Source organism: Pseudomonas palmensis (genome assembly GCF_049942755.1).
GTDB lineage: Bacteria > Pseudomonadota > Gammaproteobacteria > Pseudomonadales > Pseudomonadaceae > Aquipseudomonas > Aquipseudomonas palmensis.
In genome coordinates this window covers 50970-75952 of sequence record NZ_CP187958.1, presented here as the reverse complement: position 1 = coordinate 75952, position 24983 = coordinate 50970, and the positions used below count along the sequence as shown (strand labels likewise).

Sequence of the window (24983 nt, the reverse complement as noted above, 5' to 3'; positions counted from 1 at the left end):
CCACCTTCATTTGTATTGCCCCTTGCGAAACTCGGCCTTAGACTGCCGCCCCCTGTAAATTGAGTGCCGGATGGTGCTTGAAGAATTGCGCCGCCGGCGAGCTGTTCGCCGGTAGCACCCGATCGCCTAAATGCACGTATTTTTTATAGAGAAATCAATGACAAAGGAAAAGTTGCTGGCCATGCCGGCCGATGACTACATGAACGCTGAGCAGCATGCCTTTTTCACCGAGCTGTTGCAGTCGATGAAAGTGGAGATCCATGAGCGCATCGAGAAAAGTCGTGTAGCCATCGAAAGCCTGGACACCCCTGCTGATCCTGCCGACGCCGCCTCGGTCGAAGAAGAGCGTCACTGGCTGGTCAACACCATCGACCGCGACCAGCGCCTGCTGCCCCAGCTGGAAATTGCCCTGGGCCGCATCAAGGACGACAGCTTCGGCTGGTGTGAAGACAGCGGCGAGCCGATCGGCCTCAAGCGCCTGCTGATCAGCCCCACCACCAAGTACTGCATCGAGGCGCAAGAGCGCCACGAGCAGCTCGACAAGCACCAGCGTCAGGCCTGACGCCCGCTGTCGTACCAGCAAGCCCCGGGTTCACAGCCCGGGGCTTTTGCGTTTCTTTGCCTTGCATCAAGCAGGAGGGTCTTACATCCAACGAAGCATGGATAATGGCCTTGTAGTGGCGTTTAATGGGGGCACAATAACGACACTGCGGGAACCATTGTTATGATGCGAGAAGGATCTCTGCCTGGCACGCTGGTGCCGCTGCAAGGTACGTCCACTGGCGCCCGGCGCTGGTCGGGCACGGCGCTGCAAAGCCTGGTGCTGGTGGTGTTGCTCAGTGCCATGGCGTTTGCCGATGTGTCCTTCTACCTGTGTCTGCCACTGGCCTTGCTGGCCCTGTGGCTGCCGTTGATGCGCAAGCGGCCGGCCGAGGTGGTGAGCGAGCAGGACCCGCTGGGCGACCTGACCCGTGACCTGGCCCAGGCCACCAGCCACAACGCGCTGTCTGCCGCTGGCGTTGCCCATGCGGTGCAGCAACTGGCCGACAAGCTGCAATCGCAACTGGTGTCGGCGGCGCAGATCGTCAGCAGTGCCGAAGTCATGATCGGTACCGAGAAAGCCACTTCGCAGCTCAGCCAGCAGGCCCTGGGCGCGGCCCGCGAGGCCCACCACAGCAGTGCTGCCGGCAGAACGGTGCTGGCCGAGTCGATCCAGCGCATGCACCAGCTCAGCGCCCGTGCCAACGACAGCCGCGAACTGATCGAGGCGCTGCACCAGCGCAGCGAAGACATCGCCCGGGTTACCCTGGTGATCCAGACCATCGCCAGCCAGACCAACCTGCTTGCATTGAACGCGGCCATCGAGGCCGCGCGCGCCGGCGAACATGGTCGTGGCTTTGCCGTGGTGGCCGATGAGGTGCGTGGCCTGGCCGGACGTACCGCCAGTGCCACCGAGGAGGTCGGCCTGATGGTGGCCGATATCCAGCAGCGTACCGCCCAGGTGGTGGAACAGATCCGTGAGTTGTCCGATGACCTGCACCAGGGGGTGGACCAGGTCGAGCACACCGGCGAGCAACTGGACGCCATCGCCGGGCTCGCCGCTGGCGTCGAGCAGCAGATCGATGCGATCGCTGCCGGTACCGAGAACAACCGTACTCAGCTCGACAGCCTGTTCCAGGCCGTGGCGCAGATGCGCAGCGACCTGGTGGTGAGCGACCAGCAGACCCAGCGCCTGGCCCAGGCAGCCGTGCAGATGGAAGGTCAGGCCGAGCGTATCAGCGAGCGTCTGGCCGAGGTGGGGCTGGATGACTACCACCAGCGCGTATACGACCTTGCCCGCCAGGGGGCCCAGAAAATTGCCGAACGCTTCGAGGCCGACATCGCCCAGGGGCGCATCAGCGTCGATGCTCTGTTCGATCGCCAGTATCAGCTGCTGCCCGGTACCCGCCCGGCCCGTTACCGCACGCGTTTCGACGACTACACCGACCAGGTACTGCCCGCGATCCAGGAGCCGCTGCTGGCCCAGCATGAAGGCCTGGTGTTCGCCATTGCCTGTACCCAGCAGGGCTATGTGCCGACCCACAACAACGCCTTCAGCCAGCCACTGACCGGTGACGAGGCGACCGATACCGCGCACAACCGCAGCAAGCGCAAGTTCGACGACCGTACCGGTATCCGTTGCGGCAGCCATCAGCAACCGGTGCTGCTGCAGACCTATACCCGTGACACGGGCGAGCTGATGCATGACCTGTCGGTGCCGATCCAGGTACAGGGGCGCCACTGGGGCGGCTTGCGCCTGGGCTATCGACCCCAGCACAGCGTGATTTCCTGAGCCGGATTTGTTGCGCTTGATGCAAAACAGCTATGCCGGGGATAGCTTTTTCCCGCAAGGGGCAGGGGTTTATCATCGCCTCATCGTTAGGCTGCTAATTAAATTCCGGAGGGAATCATGCAGTGCAAGGTCGATGTGGCGGTGATGATCGGCAGTGGCGTTCCCATTTCGCTGCGTTCGGTGGGCATGCGCGTGTGCTGGGTGGTGCTGGTCAACGGTGAGCGCAGAGGCACCGCGTTCGCCAGCCGTGACGAGGCACACGCCTGTCGCGCCGCCTGGCTGGCAGAGTTCGATGGGCAGGGGCTGGACGCCTGTCAGGCCGGGTAGGCGCGGGGCCTGGCCTCGAGGGTCCTTGCCAGGTCGCAGGCCTCCCCGTGATGTCGGCGAAAGCCTTTCACCCGGCCCGTGGCAGACTCCGTGATATGGAAAAAACCTACGCCAGCCGGCACTACAATGTAGCGCGGCCGGGTTTTGCCGGATGCGCTCCCGATATTTTTTGATACTTCTAGTGTATTGCCCACTCGACGTGTTTCGGTGTTTTCGTGCATATTCGCTTCCCTGTGCAGTGAACATGTTCGTCCAGAGGTCCTTCGTTCTGGGATCTTTCTTTCAGCTATCGCATTTTTTCAGCGAGCACGCTGTCAGAGAAATCGGTTGCACTTTGGGAAATGGCTGTTTGTAGCCGCCGGTTATCAACTGGCAGGGCACGACGTGTTTTCCTTCGCAGCCTGGTGTCTGTGCGTACGAACAACCCTGGCACTGATCCACTAGTCTTTCAGACTTCAAATTGAAAACCGGGACCTTTGCGGCGCAGTGCCGCCTGCGAGGTGGCGGGGTGATGCTGGTTTTGAGGAATTAATCATTGGCAGTCAGTAATCTGGATATGCACGCCCTCTTCGTGTTGGGCGACCTGCGGGCCAAGTTGGTCAAACAGTTTCAATCGCGCTTCGTCTACGTGACCGAACAAAGTGCCGAAGGTATCTACCTTGCCGAGATCGATACCGAAGAGGCCCTGGTGGTCGATGACAAACAGCGGCTTGAACTGAAAGTGGGCGATCACTTTCGGGCGGCGGTATTGCCCAGCCGCGAAGGTGGCAAGTTGGAGATCCGCTTTCGCGACATCAAGCTGACCGTCTACGAACTGGGCGATTATGCGTTCGTGACCGTGCCCGAAGGGCATGGCATCGTGTTCCGCGAGGGGCAGACCGTGGTGATGGTGTTTGCTGCCCACGAGCAGATCAAGGAAGGCCTGACCAAGACCCTGAAGGCTGCCACGGCCAAGGCCGCCAAATGGCGCAAGGGCGAACTGACCTTCAAGGCCAGCGAGTGAGCAGTACCGCTGCGGCGTCGGGGCGTGCGCGCTTCCACGCCGAGCATCAGGCCCGCGCCCAGGCCCAGGCCCTGGAGTGGCTGGCACAACGCGCGGTGCTGCAGGGCGCCTGGTTGAACTGGGTGGCAGGGCAGCTGTATCAGCTGAGCCCGCCGGAATATGCGGCAATGGTGCGCCGCGAGCTGCAGGTGTTGGCAGCTCGATAGGGCCAGGTGTCAGTGCCCGGTATCGCGCCCGCGGCCACTGCTGACCTCTTCGGGTACGTCATCCCCGGCCATGCGCTTGCGAAACAACCCGGCCCGCGCCAGCAGCAGGGTGGTCACCGGCACGGTGATCGACAGCAGGATCGGGATCAGCCAGGCGTGCAGTACGGGCGAGTGCTTGAGGCCCGAAAAGTACAGGATCGAAGCCATGGCCACGCACCAGGTGCCGAAGGTCGACGCCAGGGCGGGCGGGTGCATGCGCTGGAAGAAGGTCTTCAGGCGCAGCAGGCCTACCGCGCCGCTCAGGGCGAACAGGCTGCTGACGACCAGCAGCACAGCCGTGACCACTTCAAGCCAGAACGGCAATTCGACGGTCGAGTTCATTCGATCACCTCGCCACGCAGCAGGAATTTGGCCAGGGCAAACGAGCCGACAAAGCCGAACAGGGCTATCAGCAGCGCACCTTCGAAGTAGGTGTCGCTGGCGTAGCGGATACCCAGCACCAGCATCATCAGCATGGCCAGAATGTACAGGTAGTCCAGCGCCAGTACCCGGTCCTGCGCCGAAGGGCCCTTGAACAGGCGCACCAGGGTCAGGGCCATGGCCAGGGCAAAGATGAACAGGCTGGCGAGAATGGCGTTGGCGAGCAGGCCAGTCATTCGAAAATCTCCATCAGCGGACGTTCGTAGGTGTGCTTGAAGTGGTCGATGAACTGCGTTTCATCGTCCAGATCGAAGACATGCAGCAGCAGGATGCTGCGGTCCAGCGCCAGCTCCGACCAGATGGTGCCGGGAATGACCGTGGTGATCATCGACAGCGCCGCCAGGCCATGGGCATCGCGCAGGTCCAGCGGAATACGGATGAAGCGCGAGCGTGGCGGCCGGCCACCGGCCTGCCATACGCTACGGGCAACCTGCAGGTTGGACATCACCACATCGCCCCCCACTCGCAGAATCAGCCGCACGATGGTGCCCGGCTTGCGTATGCGCACCGGTAGCGGACGCAGCGGCGCCATCAGGATGGGTGCCAGGATTGCCAGCAGTGCGCCAAGCAGCAGGTTGCCGGCACTCAGCGAGAGGTTGAGCAGCAACCACAACCCCCAGAGCGAAAGCGACAGCAGTGGCGCGGGAAACAGGCGCTTCATGGCTGCACCTGCCCGGCAATCGCCTCGCTGGTGGGGCCGGGCACCGGTCGCGTGCCGAGTACCGCATTGACGTAGCTGGCAGGGTCCTTGAGCCCGGCCGCCGTGTCCTGGGTGTAGCGCAGCAGTGGTTCGGCGCGCACGCTCAGCAGCACGCACAGCCCCAGCAGCAGCACGATGGGAATGCACTCATTGCGCCGTAGCAATGGCGAGGGGCGCTCCTGCGGGGTCCAGAAGCGCTGGATGCCGACACGGGTCAAGGCGATCAGCGATGCCAGGCCCGAGAGCACCAGCAAGGCCACCAGGCCCCAGCCGGCTGCGGACAGCGGCTGGTCGACCGGCACGCCCAGGCCGTTGGGGTTGAACAGGGCACTGATCAGGCTCAGCTTGCCGATGAAGCCGGACAGCGGCGGCATGCCGATGATCAGCAGCGCGCAGGCGATGAAGCTCAGGCCCAGGAATGCCATGGTCCAGGGAATCACCTGGCCGATCACCGCCTTCTGTTCATCGTCCAGGTTGATGCCCTTGGGCGGCTGCAGCGATTCCAGGGGCGAGGGCAGCGCATCGGTGTCGTCTTCCAGCGGGATCTCGTTGGCCGAGCGCGAGCGCTCGATCAGCTCGGCCAGCAGGAACAGCGCGCACAAGGCCAGGGTGGAGCTCACCAGGTAGAACAGGGCGGCGGCGGTCAGCGCCGCCTGGCCGAAGCCGATGGCGGCCAGCAAGGTGCCGGCCGAGACCAGGATGCTCAGGCTGGCCATGCGCTCCAGGCGTTGCGCCGCCAGGATCGACAGCGCCGCGCAGCCCAGGGTGGCCAGGCCACCGATGACCAGCCACTCGCCGCCGAAGAACGCCGAAGCGCCGGCCTGACCGGAGAACAGCAAGGTCCACAGGCGCAGCACGGTATAGGTGCCCACCTTGGTCATGATCGCGAACAGTGCGGCAACCGGGGCGCTGGCCGACGAGTAGGCCGGGACCAGCCAGAAGTTGAGCGGCCAGATACCCGCCTTGGCCAGAAAGGCCGTGGCCAGAATCGCCGCGCCGGCATGCAGCAGGCCGCGGTCGGCCTCGGGCACCAGCGGAATCTTCAGGGCCAGGTCAGCCATGTTCAGGGTACCGGTGACCCCGTAGAGCATCGCAGCCCCCACCAGGAACAGCGAGGAAGCGAGCAGGTTGATGGCAATGTAGTGCAGGCCGGCCTTGACCCGCGCACGACCCGAGCCATGCAGGATCAGGCCGTAGGAGGCGGCCAGCAGCACTTCGAAGAACACGAACAGGTTGAACAGGTCGGCCGTCAGGAAGGCGCCGTACAGGCCCATCAGCTGGATCTGGAACAGGGCGTGGAAGCTGGCGCCTGCGCGGTCCCAGCGCGCGGTGGCGAACACCAGCGCGCTGACCCCGACGATGCCGGTGAGTACCAGCATCAGTGCCGAAAGGCGGTCGAGTACCAGCACGATGCCGAAAGGTGCCTGCCAGTTGCCCGGCAGGTACACGCCAATCGAGCTGGCCTGGCCCTGCTCCTGCACCCACAGCAGCAGGCAGATCGAAATACCCAGCCCGGCCAGGCTGGAGATCAGGTTGATGCGGGCCTTGAGCGGCCGGCGCTTTTCGCCCAGCAGCAGCATCAGTGCGGCGGTCAGCAGCGGCAGCAGAATGGGCGCGACGATCAGTTGGTTCATCACACTCATTCTTTAGGCTCCCGGCCATCCACGTGGTCGGTGCCGGTCAGCCCGCGCGAAGCCAGCAGCACCACCAGGAACAAGGCGGTCATGGCGAAGCTGATGACGATGGCCGTCAGTACCAGTGCCTGGGGCAACGGGTCGGTGTAATGGAGCAGGTCCTGGGGTACGCCGTCCTTGATGATCGGCTCCTTGCCGATGAACAGGCTGCCCATGCTGAAGATGAACAGGTTGACGCCGTACGACAGCAGACACAGGCCCATCACCACCTGGAAGGTCCGTGGGCGCAGGATCAGCCACACGCCTGACGCGGCGAGCACACCGATGGCAATTGCAATCACTTCTTCCATCAGGCGGCTCCCGGGTTGACGGTGGGTTTGGGCTGGCTGCTCGGCCGGTGGCTGCGCACCGACTGGTGGGCCAGTGCGGTGAGGATCAGCAGCGTGGACCCGACCACCACGGTAAAGATGCCCGTGTCGAAGAACAGGGCGCTGGCGACATGGATGTCGCCCAGTATCGGCAGGTCAAGGTGCGCGGTATGCGTGGTCAGGAACGGGTAGCCGAGCAGCATCGCCCCGGCCCCGGTGAGGGTTGCCAGCAGCAGGCCGGTGCCCATCCAGCGCAGCGGACGCAGGCTCATCTGGGCTTCCACCCACTGGGTGCCGGCCACCATGTACTGCAGGATGAAAGCCACCGACATCACCAGGCCGGCGACGAAGCCGCCACCGGGCTGGTTGTGGCCGCGCATGAACAGGTACATCGAGATCACCAGCGCGATCGGCAGCAGCAATCGCACCAGGGCGGCGGGCACCATCATGAAGCCCAGCGCGGTATCGGCGGCCTGACGCGGGTTGACCAGGTCGGTGACCACGTCCGGCGCCAGCAGGCGCTGCTGGGCAGGCAGCTGGATGCTCTCCTTGGGCGGGCGGAAGCGGCGCAGCAGGGCAAACACGCTCAGTGCCACAGCCACCAGTACGGTGATTTCACCCAGGGTATCGAAGCCGCGGAAGTCAACCAGCATCACGTTGACCACGTTGGTGCCGCCACCCTCGGGCAGCGCCCGGCTCAGGTAGAAGGAAGAAATCACGTTGGGTGTCGGGCGGGTCAGCATTGCGTACGACAGCAAGGCCATGCCACCGCCGACCAGCACCGCCAGCAGCAGGTCGCGCAGGCGGCGTGCCACAGCGCGCTCCTTGCTGCCGGGCAGGGGCGAGATGTCTTCGATACGCCGTGGCAGCCAGCGCAGGCCCAGCAGGATCAGCACCGTGGTGACCACTTCTACCACCAGTTGGGTGAGCGCCAGGTCCGGCGCCGAGAACCAGACAAAGGTGATGCAGGTCATCAGGCCGCAGACGCTGACCATGGTCAGGGCCGCCAGCCGGTGGTATTTGGCCTGCCACGCAGCGCCGATGGCACAGATGATCGCGATCAGCCAGAGCATCACGAATACACCTGAGCCCGGGATTTTTGGCCGGTCGCCCCAGCTCAACCCGGTTTGCAGCATGGGCAGCACGCCGGCGAGCAGGGCGATGAGCACCAGCATGAACAGCTGCTTCTGCAGGCGGCGGGTGGTGAACAGGCGCTCGAAGCGGCGCGCCACCCGCATCAGCAGTACCTGGCCGTGTTCGAAGAGGCGCTTGCCATTGAACAGCTCGATCAGCGGCGGGTAGAGGAAGCGCCCGCGCTTGAGCTGATTGCGCAGCACCAGGTAGAGCACCACGCCGCCGCACATGGCGATCAGGCTCATGATCAGTGGTGCATTCCAGCCGTGCCAGATGGCCAGGCTGTACTCGGGCAGCGTGCCACCCACCACCGGCAGTGCGGCAGCGGCCAGCAGCGGGCCCACCGACTGCGCAGGGAAGATACCCACCACCAGGCAGGTCAGCACCAGCAGCTCGACCGGCGCGCGCATCCAGCGGGGCGGCTCGTGGGGGGTATGGGGCAGGTCGGTGGCCGGCGGGCCGAAAAACACGTCGACGGTGAAGCGCAGCGCATAGGCGACGCTGAAGGTGCCCGCCAGGGTCGCGATGATCGGCAAGGTGGTTTCGACCCAGGCCGTGGAACTGATGAACACGGTTTCGGCGAAGAACATTTCCTTGGACAGAAAGCCGTTCATCAAGGGTACGCCGGCCATCGAGGCACTGGCGACCATGGCCAGGGTGGCGGTGAACGGGATCAGCCGGAACAGCCCGCTGAGCTTGCGGATATCGCGGGTGCCGCTTTCATGGTCGATGATGCCGGCGGCCATGAACAGCGAGGCCTTGAAGGTGGCATGGTTGAGAATGTGGAACACCGCCGCTACCGCTGCCAGCGGGCTGTTCAGGCCCAGCAGCAGGGTGATCAGGCCCAGGTGGCTGATGGTCGAGTAGGCCAGCAGGCCCTTGAGGTCGTTCTGGAACATGGCCGCATAGGCGCCCAGCAGCAGGGTGCAGGCCCCTGCGCCGCTGACGATCCAGAACCATTCTTCGCTGCCGGCCAGCGACGGCCATAGCCGGGCCAGCAGGAACACCCCGGCCTTGACCATGGTGGCCGAGTGCAGATAGGCCGAGACCGGCGTGGGCGCGGCCATGGCGTGGGGAAGCCAGAAGTGGAAGGGGAATTGAGCGCTCTTGGTCAGGGCGCCGAGCAGGATAAGGGGAAGCAGAATGGGGTAGAGGGCATGACTGCGAATCAGGTCACCGGCGGCCAGGACCTTGTCCAGGTCATAGCTGCCCACCACATGGCCGAGCAGCAGTACCCCCGCCAGCAGGCACAAGCCACCGGCCCCGGTGACCATCAGCGCCATATAGGCGCCGCGCCGTGCATCGGCACGGTGGTGCCAGTAACCGATCAGCAGGAACGAGAACAGGCTGGTCAGTTCCCAGAAGAACACCATCTGGATCAGGTTGCCAGAGATCACCAGGCCCAGCATGGCACCCATGAACGCCAGGAAAAACGCGAAGAAACGCGGAACCGGGTCCTGGGGGGACATGTAGTAGCGCGCATACAGCGACACCAGGGTGCCGATGCCCAGCACCAGCAGCGAGAACAGCCAGGCGAACCCGTCCATGCGCAGCACGAGATTGAAGCCCAGGCTCGGCAGCCACAGAAATTCTTCACGGATGACGCCGCCATCGGCAATTTGCGGGTACAGGAGTGCGACCTGCACGGTACCGACCAGCGCGACAAGGCCGGCCAGAAGTGATTCGCTGTTACGCGCGTTGTGCGGCAGTACAGCCGCCAGACAGCTGCCAACAAACGGCAGAAGCAGTAGAACTATCAAGGACATAGATTTCTAATCTGCAGAGGTTTGTAAGGGATCATACGTGGCGTCCCGTCGATCACCAACACGCAAGCTGTCGCAGAATCCTACTTTTGCGCCTCATCAACGCGTTTTTTTATAACAGTTTTTTACAAGAATTGTGCCGCTATTGCAGATTACCGGTCCGTTTGTTGCACCTGTTGATCGTCATCACTGGCGCCGAGGGGCTCGCCACGGCGTTTGATCTTCAGTTCGCTGACCACCACCGCGATCACGATCAGTAGCCCGCCGAGCAGTGCGATGCCCGGCAGACGCTCGCCCGCCAGGCGGCCGACGATACCGGCCCATACCGGCTCTGCAGCGTAGATCAGCGTAGCCCGGGTGGGCGAGACTGATTGCTGGGCCCAGTTCATTGCCACCTGGATCACCGCACTCATGGCGCCCAGGCCGACGGCACTGCCCAGCAGCAGCCAGGAAAAGTCCGGCAGGGCTTCCCGGGTGGGCACCACCATCATGAACGACAGCGCCGACGCGGTAGCCAGTTGCACCACGGTCACGCGGCGCACGTCGACCTTGCCGGCATAGTTGCTGATCAGAATGATCTCGGCTGCGATCGCCACGGCGCCGATCAGCGTGGCGATTTCGCCGGGGCTGAACTGCAGCGAGCTGCCACTGGGGCCGGCCACCAGCATCAGTCCGGCGAACGCCAGGCCAATGCCCAGGCTCGGCATCAGCCCCGGGCGCCGGCCCAGCACCAGCCACTGCAGCAGCGGTACAAAAGGTACGTACAAGGCGGTGATGAATGCCGACTGGCTACTGGTGATGGTTTGCAGGCCCACGGTCTGCAGGCCGTAGCCCAGCATGATCGAGGCGCCGATCAGCACGCCGGCCTTGACTTCGAACCAGGTCAGGCCGGACAGCGCACGCGCACTGAACGCTCCGACAAACAGCGCCGCCGCTGCAAAGCGCAGGCCGACGAAGAACATCGGGCCGCTGACGGTCATCACGTTATGCACCAGCAGAAAAGTGGCGCCCCAGAGCATGGTGATGAACACCAGCACCAGTTCGGCCTTGCTCAGGCGCAATGAAAGGAAGAGGGATCGGGCAGTGGTCGGCGAGGTCATGGGCTTGCACACGTGGGGCGAGCGACGCACAATGCGTCGGAAGGTGGGCAGTATACTGCGCAAGCCATGTGAGTGAGCAATATAGTGCACAAAGATTCCAGTCAGCGGGCCTCCGTGCTTCAGCACGTGAGCCAGAATATCCGGCGCCTGCGCCATGCGGCAGAGCTGAGCCAGAGCGCCCTTGCAGAAAAATCCGGTGTCAGCCGACGCATGCTGGTGGCAATAGAAGCGGGTGAAAAGAATGTCAGCCTGACCACCCTCGACCTGATCGCCGAGGCCTTGTCGGTGGCGTTCAGCGACCTGATCCAGGCACCTGACAGCCGTGACCCTGATCGCATCAACGAACTGGCCTGGGCCGGTGTGCACCCCGGCAGCAAGGCCGTGTTGCTGGCCAGTTCCAGGGCCAGCCGCGAGGTGGAGTTGTGGGAGTGGCGCCTGGAGCCGGGCGAGGTGTACCCGGCCGAGGCCGATTTCGACGGCTGGAGCGAACAGATCTACGTGTTCGAGGGGCGCCTTACCCTGGTGATAGAAACGCAGGAATATGTGCTGGCGGCTGGCGATTTCTACAGCTTCGCCAGCAACCGCATGCATGCCTACCGCAACGATGGCGACGTGGCGACGCGCTTCGTGCGCAACGTGGTGATCTGAAGGCCTGTCAGCGCCGATTGGCGTCAAGCCACTCCTGGGTGGAGACCACCTGCGCGTAGGCGAAGGCCAGCGACGCCATGTACGCCGCGTGGGCCTGGGCCGCCGGTACGACCACGCCGTTGAATTCCAGGTCGCGGGTGGCGCAGGCATCGTGCACCACCGTGGTGCCATAGCCCATGTCCGAGGCGGCCCGGGCGGCGGCATCGATGCACATGTGGCTCATGCTGCCGACCAGGGTCAGGCCGGTAATCTTGTGCTGGTCGAGCAGGGCCTTGAGGTCGGTGCCCAGAAAGCTGTTGACGTTGTGCTTGAGCACCACCGGCTCGCCCTCGCGAGCGGCTGCTTTCGGATGAATCTGCGCGCCTTCGGAGCCCGGAGTGAAGAAAGGTGCATCGGCGGACTCGAACTCATGACGTACATGGACCACCAGGTCGCCGTTTTCGCGGGCGGCCTGGATGATCCGTGCGGCGTTGTCGGCGGCCGCATCGGCGCCGTGCAGCGTCCATTTGCCGCCGGGGAAGTAGTCGTTCTGGATGTCGACGATGATCAGTGCCTGTTTGCTCATGGTGCAGTCCTTCAGGAGAATGGTTGTGACGTGCTGATAGTTATAGGCTTGTGCGACAGGCTTGCGCATTGGCGCGACCGACAAATTGGCGGGAAAAACTGACAATGGATGCAATCGGCGATCAGGTCGAGATCGGTATTCTGGTTTACCCAGGTGCCCAGATGGCGGCAGTGCACGGCCTGACCGACCTGTTCGCGGTAGCCAACCGCATGGCCGCCGACCTCGGGGCGCGACGCAGCCCGCTGCTGCGGGTGTGCCACTGGGCCGAGGTGCCGGGACAGCCGCTGGCGGTGAGCTTCGACAGTCACCCGCAGGCGCATCACCGCCCACGAGTGATGATCATCCCGCCCAGCCTGACCGAGGAGCCGGGCCCCGAACTGATCGAACGTTTCTGCAACGACCTGCGCCAGTGGCACCGCGAAGGCGCGCTGCTGGTGTCGGTGTGTGTCGGGGTGTTCTTCATTGCCGCCAGCGGCCTGCTCGACGGTCGCTCCGCCACTACTCACTGGAATTTTGCCCAATCGCTGGCCGAGCGCTTTCCCCTGGTCAAGGTCGAGGCCAACCTGCCGTTGCTGGAAGATGGCGACATCATTACCTCGGCCGGATTGATGGCCTGGACCGAGTTGGGGCTCAAGCTGGTCGAGCGCTTCCAGGGGCAGACCCTGGCGGCTGAGACGGCGCGATTTCTCGCGGTGGCGCCAGTGCATGCCATGCCTGGGCCGGGCAGCGTGTTCAGCCCGCGCCTGGACCATGGCGACGAAGCGGTGCTCAAGGTGCAGCACTGGCTGCAGAGCACGGGGGCGCGGGAGGTCAACCTGGCCTTGATGGCCGACTGCGCAGGGCTCGAGCAGCGCACCTTCCTGCGGCGTTTTCGCAGCGCCACCGGCCTCAAACCCACCGAGTACTGTCAGCAGGTGAGGGTAGGGCGCGCTTGCCGGATGCTCGAGTTCACCAACCGCAGCATCGACCAGATCGCCTGGGGTGTTGGCTACCAGGACCCTGGTGCGTTTCGCAAGGTCTTCCACAAGGTCACAGGGCTTGCGCCAGGCGAGTACCGCAAGCACGTGGTCGGGCCTGCGGGCTGATCCTCCTTTGGTACCGCACTGCTGCCCTTGCGGTGGATTGCTGCTTATTATCCGGTCTCCCGGGAAAGGAGATACCGATGCACGAACAACAACCGGCACCTGCCTGCGACGACATGGCGGATGTACTGATCATCGGGGGTGGCCTGAGCGGCGCCTTGTTGGCGGCGCAATTGCTGCGTCGCCCCGGACGCTGGCGCCTGCTGGTGGTCGAGCCGCGTGGGGAGCTGGGGCGTGGCGAAGCCTACAGCGCTACCGAAAACGGTCATACCCTCAATGGCAATGCGGCGCGCATGAGCGTCGATCCGGACAATCCCGATGACCTGACCCACTGGCTGCAACAGCAGATCGATGCCGGGCAGTGGCCCGAATCCGCCGAGCAGGGCGTGCCGGTGGCCGAATTGTTCCCGCCGCGAGGTCTGTTCGGTCGCTATGCCCGCCAGCGTCTGGCAGAGGCCGAGCGTGTCGGCGCCAAGGCCGGCTCCACGCTGGAGCATGTGTGTACCGAGGTGGTTGACCTGCAGGTGCACGATGACAGGGTTCAGGCGCAATTGCAGGATGGGCGCCGGGTGCAGGCGCGCCAGGCGGTGCTGGCTACCGGCATGTTTGCCGCGGCGCGCACGGCGCAGGTGGGTGAGAACAGCCTCAACGCCGCAGCCATCGACCCCTGGGACGTGGCCGCCATGCGCACGATCGACCCGCAAGGCACAGTGTTGATCATCGGTTCCGGGCTGACCATGGTCGACACCCTGGTGTCGTTGCAACTGGCCGGGCATCGTGGGCCTGTCGAGGTATTTTCGCGCCACGGGTTGTGGCCCCACGAGCGCCGTCAGCCACCGCCCTGGGAGGATTTTCTCGAGGCGGACCCTTCGCTGCGCAGCCCGCGCCAGTTGCTGCGTGCGCTGCGCCGGCAATGCAGGCTGGCGTTGGCCCAGGGCATCGACTGGCAGGCCCCGCTGGACACTGTGCGGGTGCATATCCCCAGGCTGTGGAGCCAGGCCAGTGACCGCGAACGCCGCCAGTTCGTGCGCCATGTGCGGCCCTGGTGGGAAAGCCATCATCACCGTTCGCCGCCCCAGGGTGCAGCGCTGCTGGAGCGGTTGCGCCAGGAGGGGCGCCTGCATATTTATGCGGCCTCCCTGCAGAGGGTCGAACCGGCTACCGGAGCCGGGGTGGGGGTGCGCCTGCGGTTTCGCGGCGAGGCCCAGGCGACGCGGGTCGAGGGTGCCGCGCTGGTCAACTCCACCGGTATCGAGTATGACTGGCGGCGCGTGGCACGCCCGCTGCCGCAAGCATTGCTGCAGCGCAGGCTGATCCGGCCAGGGCCGCTGGCCCTTGGAATTGATGCCGACCCGCAGGGCGCAGTGATCGATGCCGATGGCGCGGTCAGTACGCGCCTGTTTGCGATGGGCCCGCCGCTGCGTGGCCTGTGGTGGGAAAGTACTGCCGTCACCGACGTGGCGTTGCAGGCCAAGGGATTGGCTGCTCGTCTGACGCGGGAGCCTGAGTCATCACCGTAATTATATTTTTGTTATATAAATATGAAAATTGATAATTAATGGTTCTATGCGTGTTCGTGCACTATAGATGCACGACTACTCCACGCATTCAGGAAGCGCCTGGCCATGACCACACTCCCGCTGTATTTCGACTACGCCGCCACGACACCCGTCGACGAGCGAGTCATTCAGGTAATGGTGGAGTGTCTGGGGGTATCCGGGCGTTTTGGCAATCCGGCTTCCAGCTCCCATCGGTATGGTCAGCAGGCACGCCTGGCGGTCGAGCAGGCACGGGCCCAGGTCGCCGGCCTGGTAGGGGCGCGGGCCGACGAGATCATCTGGACGTCGGGTGCCACCGAATCCAACAACCTGGCCCTAAAAGGGCTGGCTCAGGGCCGCACAGGTGGGCATGTCATCACCAGCCGCATCGAGCACAAGGCCGTGCTCGATACTGCCCGACAGCTCGAGCTGGCAGGCATCGAGGTGACGTGGCTGAGCCCCGATGCCCAGGGGTTGATCACTGAACAGGCGGTATCGGCGGCGCTGCGTGACGACACCTTTCTGGTATCGCTGATGCTGGTCAACAATGAACTGGGCACCCTGAACGATGTGCAGGCCATCGGCGAGCGGGTGCGCCGCCACGGCGCATTGCTGCATGTGGATGCCGCCCAGGGGGCAGGCAAGGTGCCTATCGACCTGTCACGCTGGCCGGTGGACCTGATGTCGTTTTCGGCGCACAAGGTGTATGGGCCCAAAGGGATCGGTGCGCTCTACGTCGGCAAGCGCGCCGCGCCGCTGCTGCAGGCACAGATTCACGGTGGCGGGCACGAGAACGGATTGCGCTCGGGCACCCTGGCCACTCACCAGATTGCCGCCATGGGCGCTGCCTTCGCACTGGCCGGGCAGGTGCAGCAGCAGGAAGTTGCACGTATGCACCGGTTGCGTGAGCGGCTGCTGGAGCAGCTGGCCGATATTCCCGGCCTGGGGCTCAACGGCAGCCCTGTCCAGCGCATCCCTCATACGTTGAGCCTGACCTTTGGCGGTGACGGTATCGATCTGCAGGCGCTGGCCCGTACGCTGGCGTTTTCCTCGACGTCGGCCTGCAATTCGGCCAGCAGTGCGCCTTCGCATGTGCTGCTGGCGCTTGGGCATGACGAGCGTGCGGCACGGCAGACGTTGCGTCTGAGCCTGGGGCGCTATACCCGCGAAGAGGATATCGACGCCGCTGCCGGTGCCATCCACGCAGCGTTACACAATGTGCCTTTCTGGGCGGTTGCCCACGGTTGAGTGCTGCTTCATTATCGTCCACCAGAACATTGGTCGCGGTGGTGGCACAACATAATGAACAGTCAGCCTGGAATGCAGGAAGCAGTAACCGCGCGCCTGGCGCGCATGCGTGCAGTGATGAACCGCGAAGGGGTCGATGCACTGCTGGTGCCCTCGGCAGACCCGCACCTGTCCGAATACCTTCCAGGCTACTGGCAGGGGCGCCAATGGCTGTCCGGGTTTCATGGCTCGGTGGGTACGCTGGTGCTGACGGCCGATTTTGCCGGGCTGTGGGCCGACAGTCGTTACTGGGAGCAGGCCGAAAAGGAGCTGGCGGGTAGCGGCATCGCGTTGATGAAGCTGATGCCGGGTCAGCCGGGGGCCCTTGACTGGCTGGCAGAGCAGGCGCCCGCAGGCGGCACGGTGGCAGTAGACGGTGCGGTGATGCAACTGGCGTCGGCGCGGCAGCTGCAGGATCGCCTCAGGGTGCGCAATGTGCGCCTGCTCAGTGACAGGGACCTGCTGGCACAGGTGTGGCTGGAGCGGCCTGCGTTGCCAGGCAGCCCGGTTTACCAGCACCTGCCGCCGCACGCGAGCGTCAGCCGTGCCGACAAGCTGGCGCAACTGCGCACAACGCTCAAGGAGCGCGGCGCAGATTGGCATTTCATTGCGACGCTGGATGACATCGCTTGGCTGTTCAACCTGCGTGGCAGCGACGTTTCATACAACCCGGTATTCGTTTCCTTCGCATTGATCGGTCAGCATCAGGCCATTCTGTTCGTGGCATCGAGCAAGGTCGACAGCGCTGTGCGCGAGGCACTTGAGTCTGACGGGGTGCAACTGCGCGAGTATGAAGCAGTGGGCAGCGCGCTGGCAGGCATCGAGGCGGGCAGTGTCCTGCTGGTAGATCCGGCACGGGTGACCAGCGGGTTGCTGGCCAACCTCGGTGCCCAGGTGCAACTGCTCGAAGGCATCAATCCAAGCGTTCTGTCCAAGTCGAGAAAGAGCGAGGCGGACCTCGTTCATATCAGGCAGGTGATGGAACAGGATGGTGCGGCGTTGTGCGAGTTCTTCGCGGACTTCGAAGCCGCACTGGGGCATTCGACCCTTACCGAGGTCAGTGTTGACACCTTGCTCGGCGCAGCCCGGGCTCGACGTCCCGGTCATGTGTCCCCAAGCTTTGCCACCATTGCCGCCTTCAACAGCAATGGGGCCATGCCGCATTACCGCGCCACCGACGCCTCGCATGCGCTCATCGAAGGTGATGGGCTGTTGTTGATCGATTCAGGTGGGCAGTACCTGGGAGGGACCACCGACATTACCCGTATGGTGCCCATCGGCACGCCAAGCCTGGAACAGAAGCTGGATTGCACGCGGGTGCTCAAGGGCATGATTGCACTATCCAGGGCGCGTTTTCCGCGGGGCATTGCCTCGCCTTTGCTCGATGCGATTGCCCGAGCACCGTTATGGGCCGAGCATGTGGATTACGGGCATGGCACCGGCCACGGCGTCGGCTACTTCATGAACGTGCACGAAGGGCCACAGGTGATCGCCTATCAGGCCTCGCCTGCGCCGCACACAGCCATGCAGGCCGGCATGATCACCTCCATCGAGCCGGGCACCTATCGGCCTGGGCAGTGGGGCGTGCGCATCGAGAACCTGGTGTTCACCCGGGATTCGGGCAAGAGTGGGTTTGGTGACTTTCTTGAATTCGAAACGCTGACCTTGTGCCCTATCGACACACGATGCCTGTTGCCTGAGCAACTTGGCAGCGAAGAACGCGAATGGCTCAATGATTACCACCGCACGGTGCGTGAACGGCTTTCGCCACTGCTGGCAGGTGCTGCTCTGCACTGGCTGGAACAAAGAACCGAAGCTGTCTGATCGGGCACATGAAAAAGGGCAACCTGCGGGTTGCCCTTTTTCGTTACTTGCAGATGACGATCATGCTTCGGCTGGTGTAGCCGGCGGGGTTGAGCCCGAAGGGGTAGTCCCCTGGCTCGTCTTCGCCATCGCCAGACTTGGCGACGACTTTGTAGCCTTTGGTGCCGCAGGAACTGGCGGCCTTGGCGTAGCACTTGTTCCATGAAGACGACAGGCCCGAGCAGTTGATGTGCATGCCCTTCTTGCCGTGTTTGACCTCAGTTTTGGCGTTCGCCGCACAGCCAGCAATGGCCAGAATGGCTAGGATGAGCAAAATTCGTTTCATTCCTGTCCTTACAAAGAGTGTCGGGTCTGCAAGCCCGAGACGGTTACCTGCGCCTCTTCCTGATGCCTCTCGCGTCCTTGTCTTAAGTTAAAACTTCAAGCAGTGCATTGAATTACAGCTTAAACAGGGTGCCATGGCGACACAATGACAAAAACAGGTTCAAATGGAAATATTTCTCAAATCAGTCGGCTGGCACCAGTGGTGGGCTTTCCCTGCGCATGGACAGCGTGGCTCCCACCGAGGCAGTAATGATCGCGGCGATGGCCAGCCATTGCGCCATGCTCAACACTTCGTTGAGAAACAGTAGTCCCGACAATGCGCCGAATGCCGGCTCGATGCTCATCAGTGTGCCGAAGGTTCGGGCGGGCAGGCGTGTCAGGGCCACCATTTCCAGGCTGTACGGCAATGCTGTCGACAGAATGGCCACGCCAATCGCCACGGGTAGCAGGGCAGGGTTGAGCAGGGCGCTGCCGGCATGAACGATGCCGATCGGCGCAACGAACAGTGCGGCAACCATGACGCCAAGTGCGGCGGTCTGAATGCCGTGCTCGGCCCCGGCTTTCTGCCCATATAGAATGTAGAGCGCCCAGCACACGCCGGCGCCCAGTGCGTAGCCGGCGCCTACCAGGTCGATGGCCGCCCCGGTCTGCCCGATGGGTATCAGCAGCAACAGGCCGATCACTGCCAGCCCGATCCATACGAAATCCATGGCCCTGCGCGATGCGTACAACGCCACGGCCAGCGGGCCGGTGAACTCCAGGGCAACGGCGATACCCAGCGGGACACTGCGCAAGGACATATAAAAGAGAAAGTTCATGCCGCCCAATGCCAGCCCATAGATGATGACCGACTTGAGGGTGCTGGAGGTGAAGCGCGCGCGCCAGGGACGCAGCAGCACCAGCATGATGAGGCTGGCGAAAATCAGGCGCAGCGTTGTGGTGCCTTGCGCACCTACCAGCGGGAACATGCTTTTTGCCAGCGAGGCGCCGGACTGGATGGATGCCATCGCAATTAGCAGCAGGCCAATGGGGAAGAGGCTGGAGGCCAGGCTGCGGGGGTGGGTGTTCATTGTTGGAGTTGCTTCCTTATATAGAGAGAGGCGTGTGGCTTGGCGTCTATGATGCGCAAGGAGGCGAAGATGAGCAATATAGTGCGCAACTTTCTTTGTTCATCGAATATCGCCAATTAACCCTTGACGTGCGATTTAATCTCTCTATAATTCGCCCCACTTCCGGCGCAGTCGGAACGAAAAACTCCTTGAATATCAACGAGTTGGACGTTTCAGGTCAGGCTGGAGGTGCTTCGATCGAAAGATCGGCAGCGGTGAAAAAGGTGGTTGACAGCAGGTTGTAACGCTGTAGAATTCGCCTCCCGCTACGAGAGATCGAAGCGAGTCAAGTGTTTGAAGTGAAACGAAAAACTTCAAAATAAACGCTTGACAGACTCTGAGGAAAGCGTAGAATGCGCGCCTCGGTTGAGACGAAAAGTTCTTGACCAACCGCTCTTTAACAATTGAATCAAGCAATTCGTGTGGGTGCTTGTGAGCTCAGACTGATAGTCAGAAAGATTATCAGCATCACAAGTGACTGCACGAGAATCGAAAGATTTGAAAGTAAGTCATTTGAGAATGCTGAGCCAAGTTTAGGGTTTTCTCAAAACCCAAGCAGTATTGAACTGAAGAGTTTGATCATGGCTCAGATTGAACGCTGGCGGCAGGCCTAACACATGCAAGTCGAGCGGATGAGAAGAGCTTGCTCTTCGATTCAGCGGCGGACGGGTGAGTAATACCTAGGAATCTGCCTGGTAGTGGGGGACAACGTTTCGAAAGGAACGCTAATACCGCATACGTCCTACGGGAGAAAGCAGGGGACCTTCGGGCCTTGCGCTATCAGATGAGCCTAGGTCGGATTAGCTAGTTGGTGAGGTAATGGCTCACCAAGGCTACGATCCGTAACTGGTCTGAGAGGATGATCAGTCACACTGGAACTGAGACACGGTCCAGACTCCTACGGGAGGCAGCAGTGGGGAATATTGGACAATGGGCGAAAGCCTGATCCAGCCATGCCGCGTGTGTGAAGAAGGTCTTCGGATTGTAAAGCACTTTAAGTTGGGAGGAAGGGCAGTAAGCGAATACCTTGCTGTTTTGACGTTACCGACAGAATAAGCACCGGCTAACTCTGTGCCAGCAGCCGCGGTAATACAGAGGGTGCAAGCGTTAATCGGAATTACTGGGCGTAAAGCGCGCGTAGGTGGTTCGTTAAGTTGGATGTGAAATCCCCGGGCTCAACCTGGGAACTGCATCCAAAACTGGCGAGCTAGAGTAGGGCAGAGGGTGGTGGAATTTCCTGTGTAGCGGTGAAATGCGTAGATATAGGAAGGAACACCAGTGGCGAAGGCGACCACCTGGGCTCATACTGACACTGAGGTGCGAAAGCGTGGGGAGCAAACAGGATTAGATACCCTGGTAGTCCACGCCGTAAACGATGTCAACTAGCCGTTGGAATCCTTGAGATTTTAGTGGCGCAGCTAACGCATTAAGTTGACCGCCTGGGGAGTACGGCCGCAAGGTTAAAACTCAAATGAATTGACGGGGGCCCGCACAAGCGGTGGAGCATGTGGTTTAATTCGAAGCAACGCGAAGAACCTTACCAGGCCTTGACATCCAATGAACTTTCCAGAGATGGATTGGTGCCTTCGGGAACATTGAGACAGGTGCTGCATGGCTGTCGTCAGCTCGTGTCGTGAGATGTTGGGTTAAGTCCCGTAACGAGCGCAACCCTTGTCCTTAGTTACCAGCACGTTATGGTGGGCACTCTAAGGAGACTGCCGGTGACAAACCGGAGGAAGGTGGGGATGACGTCAAGTCATCATGGCCCTTACGGCCTGGGCTACACACGTGCTACAATGGTCGGTACAGAGGGTCGCCAAGCCGCGAGGTGGAGCTAATCTCACAAAACCGATCGTAGTCCGGATCGCAGTCTGCAACTCGACTGCGTGAAGTCGGAATCGCTAGTAATCGCGAATCAGAATGTCGCGGTGAATACGTTCCCGGGCCTTGTACACACCGCCCGTCACACCATGGGAGTGGGTTGCACCAGAAGTAGCTAGTCTAACCTTCGGGAGGACGGTTACCACGGTGTGATTCATGACTGGGGTGAAGTCGTAACAAGGTAGCCGTAGGGGAACCTGCGGCTGGATCACCTCCTTAATCGACGACATCAGCTGTCTCATAAGCTCCCACACGAATTGCTTGATTCATTGAAGAAGACGATTAGGTTAGCAACCTTCGATTGGGTCTGTAGCTCAGTTGGTTAGAGCGCACCCCTGATAAGGGTGAGGTCGGCAGTTCGAATCTGCCCAGACCCACCAATTTGCTGGGGCCATAGCTCAGCTGGGAGAGCGCCTGCCTTGCACGCAGGAGGTCAGCGGTTCGATCCCGCTTGGCTCCACCACCCCGCTTGCCAGTTTGTCAAAGCTTAGAAATGAATATTCGCCTCGAATATTGATTTCTGAACTTTATCAGAATCGTTCTTTAAAAATTTGGGTATGTGATAGAAAGATAGACTGGACAGCACTTTCACTGGTGTATGTTCAGGCTAAGGTAAAATTTGTGAGTAATTACAAGTTTTCGGCGAATGTTGTCTTCACAGTATAACCAGATTGCTTGGGGTTATATGGTCAAGTGAAGAAGCGCATACGGTGGATGCCTTGGCAGTCAGAGGCGATGAAAGACGTGGTAGCCTGCGATAAGCTTCGGGGAGTCGGCAAACAGACTTTGATCCGGAGATCTCTGAATGGGGGAACCCACCTGGCATAAGTCAGGTATCTTGTACTGAATACATAGGTGCAAGAGGCGAACCAGGGGAACTGAAACATCTAAGTACCCTGAGGAAAAGAAATCAACCGAGATTCCCTTAGTAGTGGCGAGCGAACGGGGACTAGCCCTTAAGTGGCTTTGAGATTAGCGGAACGCTCTGGAAAGTGCGGCCATAGTGGGTGATAGCCCTGTACGCGAAAATCTCTTAGTCATGAAATCGAGTAGGACGGAGCACGAGAAACTTTGTCTGAATATGGGGGGACCATCCTCCAAGGCTAAATACTACTGACTGACCGATAGTGAACCAGTACCGTGAGGGAAAGGCGAAAAGAACCCCGGAGAGGGGAGTGAAATAGATCCTGAAACCGTATGCGTACAAGCAGTGGGAGCCTACTTTGTTAGGTGACTGCGTACCTTTTGTATAATGGGTCAGCGACTTATATTCAGTGGCGAGCTTAACCGAATAGGGGAGGCGTAGCGAAAGCGAGTCTTAATAGGGCGTTTAGTCGCTGGGTATAGACCCGAAACCGGGCGATCTATCCATGGGCAGGTTGAAGGTTAGGTAACACTGACTGGAGGACCGAACCGACTACCGTTGAAAAGTTAGCGGATGACCTGTGGATCGGAGTGAAAGGCTAATCAAGCTCGGAGATAGCTGGTTCTCCTCGAAAGCTATTTAGGTAGCGCCTCATGTATCACTGTAGGGGGTAGAGCACTGTTTCGGCTAGGGGGTCATCCCGACTTACCAAACCGATGCAAACTCCGAATACCTACAAGTGCCGAGCATGGGAGACACACGGCGGGTGCTAACGTCCGTCGTGAAAAGGGAAACAACCCAGACCGTCAGCTAAGGTCCCAAAGTTATGGTTAAGTGGGAAACGATGTGGGAAGGCTTAGACAGCTAGGAGGTTGGCTTAGAAGCAGCCACCCTTTAAAGAAAGCGTAATAGCTCACTAGTCGAGTCGGCCTGCGCGGAAGATGTAACGGGGCTCAAACCATACACCGAAGCTACGGGTATCACTTAGGTGATGCGGTAGAGGAGCGTTCTGTAAGCCTGTGAAGGTGAGTTGAGAAGCTTGCTGGAGGTATCAGAAGTGCGAATGCTGACATGAGTAACGACAATGGGAGTGAAAAACTCCCACGCCGAAAGACCAAGGTTTCCTGCGCAACGTTAATCGACGCAGGGTTAGTCGGTCCCTAAGGCGAGGCTGAAAAGCGTAGTCGATGGAAAACAGGTTAATATTCCTGTACTTCTGGTTATTGCGATGGAGGGACGGAGAAGGCTAGGCCAGCTTGGCGTTGGTTGTCCAAGTTTAAGGTGGTAGGCTGAGATCTTAGGTAAATCCGGGATCTTAAGGCCGAGAGCTGATGACGAGTTGCCATTAGGCGACGAAGTGGTTGATGCCATGCTTCCAAGAAAAGCTTCTAAGCTTCAGGTAACCAGGAACCGTACCCCAAACCGACACAGGTGGTTGGGTAGAGAATACCAAGGCGCTTGAGAGAACTCGGGTGAAGGAACTAGGCAAAATGGCACCGTAACTTCGGGAGAAGGTGCGCCGGTGAGGGTGAAGGACTTGCTCCGTAAGCTCATGCCGGTCGAAGATACCAGGCCGCTGCGACTGTTTATTAAAAACACAGCACTCTGCAAACACGAAAGTGGACGTATAGGGTGTGACGCCTGCCCGGTGCCGGAAGGTTAATTGATGGGGTTAGCTAACGCGAAGCTCTTGATCGAAGCCCCGGTAAACGGCGGCCGTAACTATAACGGTCCTAAGGTAGCGAAATTCCTTGTCGGGTAAGTTCCGACCTGCACGAATGGCGTAACGATGGCGGCGCTGTCTCCACCCGAGACTCAGTGAAATTGAAATCGCTGTGAAGATGCAGTGTATCCGCGGCTAGACGGAAAGACCCCGTGAACCTTTACTATAGCTTTGCACTGGACTTTGAATTTGCTTGTGTAGGATAGGTGGGAGGCTTTGAAGCGTGGACGCCAGTCTGCGTGGAGCCATCCTTGAAATACCACCCTGGCAACTTTGAGGTTCTAACTCAGGTCCGTTATCCGGATCGAGGACAGTGTATGGTGGGTAGTTTGACTGGGGCGGTCTCCTCCTAAAGAGTAACGGAGGAGTACGAAGGTGCGCTCAGACCGGTCGGAAATCGGTCGTAGAGTATAAAGGCAAAAGCGCGCTTGACTGCGAGACAGACACGTCGAGCAGGTACGAAAGTAGGTCTTAGTGATCCGGTGGTTCTGTATGGAAGGGCCATCGCTCAACGGATAAAAGGTACTCCGGGGATAACAGGCTGATACCGCCCAAGAGTTCATATCGACGGCGGTGTTTGGCACCTCGATGTCGGCTCATCACATCCTGGGGCTGAAGCCGGTCCCAAGGGTATGGCTGTTCGCCATTTAAAGTGGTACGCGAGCTGGGTTTAGAACGTCGTGAGACAGTTCGGTCCCTATCTGCCGTGGACGTTTGAGATTTGAGAGGGGCTGCTCCTAGTACGAGAGGACCGGAGTGGACGAACCTCTGGTGTTCCGGTTGTCACGCCAGTGGCATTGCCGGGTAGCTATGTTCGGAAGAGATAACCGCTGAAAGCATCTAAGCGGGAAACTTGCCTCAAGATGAGATCTCACTGGAGCCTTGAGCTCCCTGAAGGGCCGTCGAAGACTACGACGTTGATAGGTTGGGTGTGTAAGCGCTGTGAGGCGTTGAGCTAACCAATACTAATTGCCCGTGAGGCTTGACCATATAACACCCAAGCAATTTGCGTCGAACGACCAGATTGCGGTGTTGTGAAGACACAGTAAGCCGAAGATTTGTAACTCACAAACATCACATACCCGATTCG

At 60.9% G+C, this 24983-nt stretch carries 21 protein-coding genes, 2 tRNA genes and 2 rRNA genes; 15 read left to right on the top strand and 10 right to left on the bottom strand.

Translation table 11 applies throughout. From position 1 onward, the window contains the following. The first annotated feature begins 157 nt into the window (after positions 1 to 157). From ACPRTJ_RS00515 to ACPRTJ_RS00495, 5 genes are all read left to right on the top strand, one after another. Positions 158 to 562: a TraR/DksA family transcriptional regulator gene (locus ACPRTJ_RS00515; RefSeq protein WP_043860109.1), complete on the top strand. Its 405-nt coding sequence runs from the start codon at positions 158 to 160 to the stop codon at positions 560 to 562. Between the two features lie 162 nt (positions 563 to 724). Continuing rightward, positions 725 to 2332 carry a methyl-accepting chemotaxis protein gene (locus ACPRTJ_RS00510; RefSeq protein ID WP_426427754.1) on the top strand — a complete coding sequence of 536 codons (1608 nt, stop codon included), beginning with the start codon at positions 725 to 727 and terminating at the stop codon, positions 2330 to 2332. Between the two features lie 117 nt (positions 2333 to 2449). Continuing rightward, entirely contained in the window at positions 2450 to 2659 is a 210-nt protein-coding gene (locus tag ACPRTJ_RS00505) for a hypothetical protein (RefSeq protein WP_426427752.1), read from the top strand. Positions 2660 to 3194: 535 nt separating this feature from the next. Beyond that, positions 3195 to 3662 carry a hypothetical protein gene (locus ACPRTJ_RS00500; RefSeq protein WP_043860106.1) on the top strand — a complete coding sequence of 156 codons (468 nt, stop codon included), beginning with the start codon at positions 3195 to 3197 and terminating at the stop codon, positions 3660 to 3662. After that, positions 3659 to 3868, top strand: a complete 210-nt coding sequence (locus ACPRTJ_RS00495) for a hypothetical protein (protein ID WP_235384112.1) — start codon at positions 3659 to 3661, stop codon at positions 3866 to 3868. The genes ACPRTJ_RS00500 and ACPRTJ_RS00495 overlap by 4 nt, the downstream gene beginning before the upstream one ends. A gap of 9 nt (positions 3869 to 3877) precedes the next feature. On the opposite strand, the gene ACPRTJ_RS00490 is transcribed toward ACPRTJ_RS00495, so the two are convergent. The 7 genes from ACPRTJ_RS00490 to ACPRTJ_RS00460 form a co-directional block, all read right to left on the bottom strand. Next, a complete protein-coding gene (locus ACPRTJ_RS00490; protein WP_043860104.1) occupies positions 3878 to 4249 on the bottom strand; it encodes a Na+/H+ antiporter subunit G in 372 nt (123 codons plus the stop codon). Beyond that, on the bottom strand, positions 4246 to 4524 hold the full coding sequence (locus ACPRTJ_RS00485) for a K+/H+ antiporter subunit F (RefSeq protein ID WP_043860103.1): 279 nt from the start codon (positions 4522 to 4524) through the stop codon (positions 4246 to 4248). Before ACPRTJ_RS00485 ends, ACPRTJ_RS00490 begins: the two co-directional genes overlap by 4 nt. Beyond that, on the bottom strand, positions 4521 to 5009 hold the full coding sequence (locus ACPRTJ_RS00480) for a Na+/H+ antiporter subunit E (protein WP_043860102.1): 489 nt from the start codon (positions 5007 to 5009) through the stop codon (positions 4521 to 4523). Before ACPRTJ_RS00480 ends, ACPRTJ_RS00485 begins: the two co-directional genes overlap by 4 nt. Further along, positions 5006 to 6691 (bottom strand): monovalent cation/H+ antiporter subunit D, encoded by a 1686-nt coding sequence (locus ACPRTJ_RS00475; protein WP_043860101.1) that lies wholly within the window; start codon positions 6689 to 6691, stop codon positions 5006 to 5008. The genes ACPRTJ_RS00480 and ACPRTJ_RS00475 overlap by 4 nt, the downstream gene beginning before the upstream one ends. Further along, positions 6688 to 7032, bottom strand: a complete 345-nt coding sequence (locus tag ACPRTJ_RS00470) for a Na+/H+ antiporter subunit C (protein WP_007986256.1) — start codon at positions 7030 to 7032, stop codon at positions 6688 to 6690. The genes ACPRTJ_RS00475 and ACPRTJ_RS00470 overlap by 4 nt, the downstream gene beginning before the upstream one ends. Further along, positions 7032 to 9950, bottom strand: coding sequence for a monovalent cation/H+ antiporter subunit A (locus ACPRTJ_RS00465; protein ID WP_054915726.1), 2919 nt, complete (start codon positions 9948 to 9950; stop codon positions 7032 to 7034). Before ACPRTJ_RS00465 ends, ACPRTJ_RS00470 begins: the two co-directional genes overlap by 1 nt. Positions 9951 to 10099: 149 nt before the next feature. Continuing rightward, positions 10100 to 11047 (bottom strand): DMT family transporter, encoded by a 948-nt coding sequence (locus ACPRTJ_RS00460; protein WP_078480523.1) that lies wholly within the window; start codon positions 11045 to 11047, stop codon positions 10100 to 10102. Between the two features lie 84 nt (positions 11048 to 11131). Between ACPRTJ_RS00460 and ACPRTJ_RS00455 the strand changes: the two genes are divergently transcribed. Beyond that, positions 11132 to 11695 (top strand): helix-turn-helix domain-containing protein, encoded by a 564-nt coding sequence (locus ACPRTJ_RS00455; protein WP_058540604.1) that lies wholly within the window; start codon positions 11132 to 11134, stop codon positions 11693 to 11695. 7 nt (positions 11696 to 11702) lie between these two features. On the opposite strand, the gene ACPRTJ_RS00450 is transcribed toward ACPRTJ_RS00455, so the two are convergent. Next, the gene (locus tag ACPRTJ_RS00450; RefSeq protein WP_054915728.1) at positions 11703 to 12260 is read right to left on the bottom strand and encodes a cysteine hydrolase family protein; all 558 of its coding nucleotides are present in this window, start codon (positions 12258 to 12260) and stop codon (positions 11703 to 11705) included. Between the two features lie 104 nt (positions 12261 to 12364). Between ACPRTJ_RS00450 and ACPRTJ_RS00445 the strand changes: the two genes are divergently transcribed. The 4 genes from ACPRTJ_RS00445 (at position 12365) to ACPRTJ_RS00430 (ending at position 17991) form a co-directional block, all read left to right on the top strand. After that, positions 12365 to 13345, top strand: coding sequence for a GlxA family transcriptional regulator (locus tag ACPRTJ_RS00445; protein WP_058540605.1), 981 nt, complete (start codon positions 12365 to 12367; stop codon positions 13343 to 13345). 77 nt (positions 13346 to 13422) lie between these two features. Continuing rightward, the gene (locus tag ACPRTJ_RS00440; RefSeq protein WP_426427744.1) at positions 13423 to 14862 is read left to right on the top strand and encodes an FAD/NAD(P)-binding protein; all 1440 of its coding nucleotides are present in this window, start codon (positions 13423 to 13425) and stop codon (positions 14860 to 14862) included. Positions 14863 to 14967: 105 nt separating this feature from the next. Further along, positions 14968 to 16128: a cysteine desulfurase family protein gene (locus ACPRTJ_RS00435; RefSeq protein WP_255002346.1), complete on the top strand. Its 1161-nt coding sequence runs from the start codon at positions 14968 to 14970 to the stop codon at positions 16126 to 16128. Positions 16129 to 16182: 54 nt separating this feature from the next. After that, positions 16183 to 17991: an aminopeptidase P family protein gene (locus tag ACPRTJ_RS00430; protein WP_054915732.1), complete on the top strand. Its 1809-nt coding sequence runs from the start codon at positions 16183 to 16185 to the stop codon at positions 17989 to 17991. Between the two features lie 43 nt (positions 17992 to 18034). Here the strand turns inward: ACPRTJ_RS00430 and ACPRTJ_RS00425 are convergent, their stop codons facing one another. Both ACPRTJ_RS00425 and rhtA read right to left on the bottom strand, forming a co-directional pair. Continuing rightward, the gene (locus ACPRTJ_RS00425; protein ID WP_043859840.1) at positions 18035 to 18316 is read right to left on the bottom strand and encodes a hypothetical protein; all 282 of its coding nucleotides are present in this window, start codon (positions 18314 to 18316) and stop codon (positions 18035 to 18037) included. A 181-nt stretch (positions 18317 to 18497) separates the two neighbouring features. Beyond that, entirely contained in the window at positions 18498 to 19385 is an 888-nt protein-coding gene (gene rhtA / locus ACPRTJ_RS00420) for a threonine/homoserine exporter RhtA (protein WP_043859839.1), read from the bottom strand. Positions 19386 to 19417: 32 nt separating this feature from the next. On the opposite strand from rhtA, the gene ACPRTJ_RS00415 reads away from it, so the two are divergent. The 5 genes from ACPRTJ_RS00415 (at position 19418) to ACPRTJ_RS00395 (ending at position 24883) form a co-directional block, all read left to right on the top strand. Next, entirely contained in the window at positions 19418 to 19669 is a 252-nt protein-coding gene (locus tag ACPRTJ_RS00415; protein WP_426427741.1) for a hypothetical protein, read from the top strand. A 318-nt stretch (positions 19670 to 19987) separates the two neighbouring features. Further along, positions 19988 to 21524: ribosomal RNA gene (locus ACPRTJ_RS00410) — 16S ribosomal RNA — on the top strand. Positions 21525 to 21608: 84 nt separating this feature from the next. Further along, positions 21609 to 21685 (top strand) — tRNA-Ile (locus ACPRTJ_RS00405). Between the two features lie 7 nt (positions 21686 to 21692). Beyond that, a tRNA-Ala gene (locus ACPRTJ_RS00400) sits at positions 21693 to 21768 on the top strand. A gap of 224 nt (positions 21769 to 21992) precedes the next feature. Beyond that, positions 21993 to 24883, top strand: a 23S ribosomal RNA gene (locus ACPRTJ_RS00395). Together the 16S and 23S rRNA genes with 2 tRNA genes alongside form the textbook arrangement of a ribosomal RNA operon. Positions 24884 to 24983 lie beyond the last annotated feature (100 nt).

Bases quoted from the DNA above. Each gene is read 5' to 3' on its own strand.
- ACPRTJ_RS00440 (WP_426427744.1), top strand. From the start codon at position 13,423: ATGCACGAACAACAACCGGCACCTGCCTGCGACGACATGGCGGATGTA.
- ACPRTJ_RS00460 (WP_078480523.1), bottom strand. From the start codon at position 11,047: ATGACCTCGCCGACCACTGCCCGATCCCTCTTCCTTTCATTGCGCCTG.
- ACPRTJ_RS00505 (WP_426427752.1), top strand. From the start codon at position 2,450: ATGCAGTGCAAGGTCGATGTGGCGGTGATGATCGGCAGTGGCGTTCCC.
- ACPRTJ_RS00450 (WP_054915728.1), bottom strand. From the start codon at position 12,260: ATGAGCAAACAGGCACTGATCATCGTCGACATCCAGAACGACTACTTC.
- ACPRTJ_RS00465 (WP_054915726.1), bottom strand. From the start codon at position 9,950: ATGTCCTTGATAGTTCTACTGCTTCTGCCGTTTGTTGGCAGCTGTCTG.
- ACPRTJ_RS00425 (WP_043859840.1), bottom strand. From the start codon at position 18,316: ATGAAACGAATTTTGCTCATCCTAGCCATTCTGGCCATTGCTGGCTGT.
- ACPRTJ_RS00475 (WP_043860101.1), bottom strand. From the start codon at position 6,691: ATGAGTGTGATGAACCAACTGATCGTCGCGCCCATTCTGCTGCCGCTG.
- ACPRTJ_RS00430 (WP_054915732.1), top strand. From the start codon at position 16,183: ATGAACAGTCAGCCTGGAATGCAGGAAGCAGTAACCGCGCGCCTGGCG.
- ACPRTJ_RS00480 (WP_043860102.1), bottom strand. From the start codon at position 5,009: ATGAAGCGCCTGTTTCCCGCGCCACTGCTGTCGCTTTCGCTCTGGGGG.
- ACPRTJ_RS00445 (WP_058540605.1), top strand. From the start codon at position 12,365: ATGGATGCAATCGGCGATCAGGTCGAGATCGGTATTCTGGTTTACCCA.
- ACPRTJ_RS00485 (WP_043860103.1), bottom strand. From the start codon at position 4,524: ATGACTGGCCTGCTCGCCAACGCCATTCTCGCCAGCCTGTTCATCTTT.
- ACPRTJ_RS00515 (WP_043860109.1), top strand. From the start codon at position 158: ATGACAAAGGAAAAGTTGCTGGCCATGCCGGCCGATGACTACATGAAC.
- rhtA (WP_043859839.1), bottom strand. From the start codon at position 19,385: ATGAACACCCACCCCCGCAGCCTGGCCTCCAGCCTCTTCCCCATTGGC.
- ACPRTJ_RS00470 (WP_007986256.1), bottom strand. From the start codon at position 7,032: ATGGAAGAAGTGATTGCAATTGCCATCGGTGTGCTCGCCGCGTCAGGC.
- ACPRTJ_RS00510 (WP_426427754.1), top strand. From the start codon at position 725: ATGATGCGAGAAGGATCTCTGCCTGGCACGCTGGTGCCGCTGCAAGGT.
- ACPRTJ_RS00490 (WP_043860104.1), bottom strand. From the start codon at position 4,249: ATGAACTCGACCGTCGAATTGCCGTTCTGGCTTGAAGTGGTCACGGCT.
- ACPRTJ_RS00435 (WP_255002346.1), top strand. From the start codon at position 14,968: ATGACCACACTCCCGCTGTATTTCGACTACGCCGCCACGACACCCGTC.